This is a genomic window from Aminobacter sp. P4_H6_2 (assembly GCF_056400805.1).
The window spans coordinates 1-2498 of the sequence record NZ_JBFUKO010000735.1 but is presented as its reverse complement, the minus strand read 5'-3'; the positions used below and the strand labels follow the sequence as shown (position 1 = coordinate 2498).

4 protein-coding genes are annotated in these 2498 nt (G+C 62.0%); 3 read left to right on the top strand and 1 reads right to left on the bottom strand.

All coding sequences use genetic code 11. The features are described 5' to 3' along the window. The coding region (locus tag AC1DUU_RS29385) for a hypothetical protein (RefSeq protein ID WP_476786849.1) at window positions 1-575 on the bottom strand (575 nt) is incomplete at its 3' end. Window positions 576-765: 190 nt separating this feature from the next. On the opposite strand from AC1DUU_RS29385, the gene AC1DUU_RS29380 reads away from it, so the two are divergent. The 3 genes from AC1DUU_RS29380 to nthB form a co-directional block, all read left to right on the top strand. Then, window positions 766-1362, top strand: a complete 597-nt coding sequence (locus AC1DUU_RS29380; RefSeq protein ID WP_476786848.1) for a LysE family translocator — start codon at window positions 766-768, stop codon at window positions 1360-1362. A 47-nt stretch (window positions 1363-1409) separates the two neighbouring features. Further along, entirely contained in the window at window positions 1410-2027 is a 618-nt protein-coding gene (gene nthA, locus AC1DUU_RS29375) for a nitrile hydratase subunit alpha (protein WP_476786847.1), read from the top strand. Further along, window positions 2024-2498 (top strand): nitrile hydratase subunit beta (gene nthB, locus AC1DUU_RS29370; protein WP_476786846.1); only part of this gene is annotated, 475 nt, incomplete at its 3' end. The genes nthA and nthB, both read left to right, overlap by 4 nt.

Here is a 2498-nt window from a genome sequence, read left to right as displayed (position 1 = left end):
CCATAGGAGCCGACGTTAAGCAGGCCCTTCAGCGAAGCTTGATACAGCGTGGTTCCAAGGTCGCGTTGGCTTTCGTCGGCGGGGCAGTAGAGCTGCATCGTCACGACCTTCTTGCGCGCATCGGGATGCGGCTTGATCTGGTAGCCGTCCTTGTCGCTGTAAAGGACCGGCTTGGCGACCAGCCTGAGATCGTCCACGCTCTTGACCTTGTCGCCGCGGGCACGGATTTCGAGGCCCTCATGAAGCTGATGGCGGATCGCGGCCTCGATTTCGGGCGATGTCAGCATCTGCGACACGGCAGCCCACATATCGCGAACGCCGGCATCGACCTTGCCGACATTGTCGCCATAAAGGCGCAGCGCCATGCGGGTTCCGGTGCCGGTGATCGGGTCGTAGCCCTCGGTCGGGATCGACTTGATCAGTTCGGCGTAGAAATCGCTGGGAAAGAAGTCGCGGAAGAAAATGTGCGGGAAGGGCAGGGAGAAGCGGTCGGACGCCTCGATGCTCGTCACCGCGTGATCGATGAGTTCCCGGGTGAGGCTGTTGCCAGCCTCGACTTTGGCAGTTGCTGACATGTTCTCCCCCGAGAGTCAGTTGCTGTTCAGTCCACAGCCTTGGAATAAGACCTGATCGGTTCGTCGAGCAAGCTTTTTCGACGCGCACGTCCACCGGTCCTGCGGCTGGCCTAGCCCCTGGCCCCTGTTTGTGCTCTTTACCGGAGCCCAATATGGTCAATAATGCTGACATAAAATAGGGCAGCAAACGATGTCATACGACGCATTCCTTGCACTGCTGGTCTATGCCTTCGTGACCTCGATCACGCCGGGACCGAACAACTTCATGTTGCTGGCGTCGGGCGTGAATTTCGGCTTCGTGCGCACCATTCCGCATATGCTGGGCATCGGCTTCGGCTTTCTTTCGCTGCTGCTTGGCGTTGGCTTTGGCTTGGGTGCCGTGCTGACGGCTTTCCCCTCGCTGCATACGGTGCTCAAGATCGCAGGCGGCGCATACCTGCTTTATCTCGCCTGGCGGATCGGCATGTCGCGTTCGCTCGGCAAGGACGGTGACACCAAGGCGCGTCCGATGACCTTTTTGGAGGCTGCCGCATTCCAGTGGATCAACCCCAAGGCCTGGGTGATGGCGGTAACGGCGATGGCGGTCTACACCAGCCCGCAAGCGCCGTTCCTGTCGGTGCTGCTGATCTCTGGCGCCTTCGCGCTGGTCAATCTGCCGAGTGTTTCGAGCTGGGCTGGGTTCGGCATGGCGTTGCGCGGCTTTCTCGCCGATCCGGTGCGGCTCAAATGGTTCAACATCGCCATGGGCCTGCTACTCGCAGCAACACTGTGGCCAATGCTCAAGTGAGTATCGATTAGCTTGCGCAGCCGCGCGAGCGGGCATAGCTTTCGGCCATGTCGCACGATCATGACCACGACCACCATCACGACAATGAACTCGATCCGATGGCCGCACGCGTGCGGGCGCTGGAGACGATCCTCACCAAAAAGGGGCTGATCGATCCCGCGGCAATCGACGTCATTGTCGACACCTACGATACCAAGATCGGCCCGCGCAACGGCGCTGCCGTGGTGGCGAAAGCTTGGAGCGATCCAGATTATGCCGATTGGCTGAAGCGGGATGCGACGGCGGCCATCGCCTCGCTCGGCTTCACCGGCCGCCAGGGCGAGCACATGCAGGCGGTGTTCAACACTGACGAAACCCACAATCTCGTCGTCTGCACGCTGTGCTCCTGTTATCCGTGGTCGGTGCTCGGCCTGCCGCCGGTCTGGTACAAGGCGCCGCCATATCGCAGCAGGGCGGTGATCGACCCGCGCGGCGTGCTTGAAGAATTTGGCGTCGCGCTGCCGGCTGACCAGAAAATCCGCGTCTGGGATTCCACCGCCGAGTTGCGCTACCTCGTCGTGCCGCAGCGTCCCAAGGGCACGGAAGGCTGGAGCGAGGCGCAATTGGCCGATCTTGTGACACGTGATTCAATGATCGGCACTGGCCTTGCCAGGGAGGCCGCATGAACGGTCCCCACGATCTTGGCGGACAGATGGGCTTTGGGCCGATCGCGCCCGAGACGGACGAGCCCTACTTCCACGCCGAGTGGGAAAAGCGCGCGCTGGGCGTGACCCTGACAGCAGGTGCGATGGGCGCCTGGAACATCGACGAAAGCCGGCACAAACGCGAAAACCTGCGCCCCGCCGACTACTACAGCTCAAGCTACTATGAGATCTGGATCAAGGCGCTGGAAGGGCTGCTTGAGCGCCATGGCTTCGTTACCGCGCGCGATCTTGCCGAAGGCGATGCCGTCGATCTGGCGGCGACGCCCAAGCGGGTGCTGAGGGCGGAAAATGTGCCGGCGACGCTTGCCAAGGGTGGGCCTTGCGACCGGCCTGTTGCGGTGCCCGCGCGGTTTGCCACTGGTCAGCGCGTGCGGACGAAGAACTTTCACCCCACCGGACATACTCGGCTGCCGCGCTATGCGCGTGGCAAGC

Bases quoted from the DNA above. Each gene is read 5' to 3' on its own strand.
- AC1DUU_RS29380 (WP_476786848.1), top strand. From the start codon at position 766: ATGTCATACGACGCATTCCTTGCACTGCTGGTCTATGCCTTCGTGACC.
- nthA (WP_476786847.1), top strand. From the start codon at position 1,410: ATGTCGCACGATCATGACCACGACCACCATCACGACAATGAACTCGAT.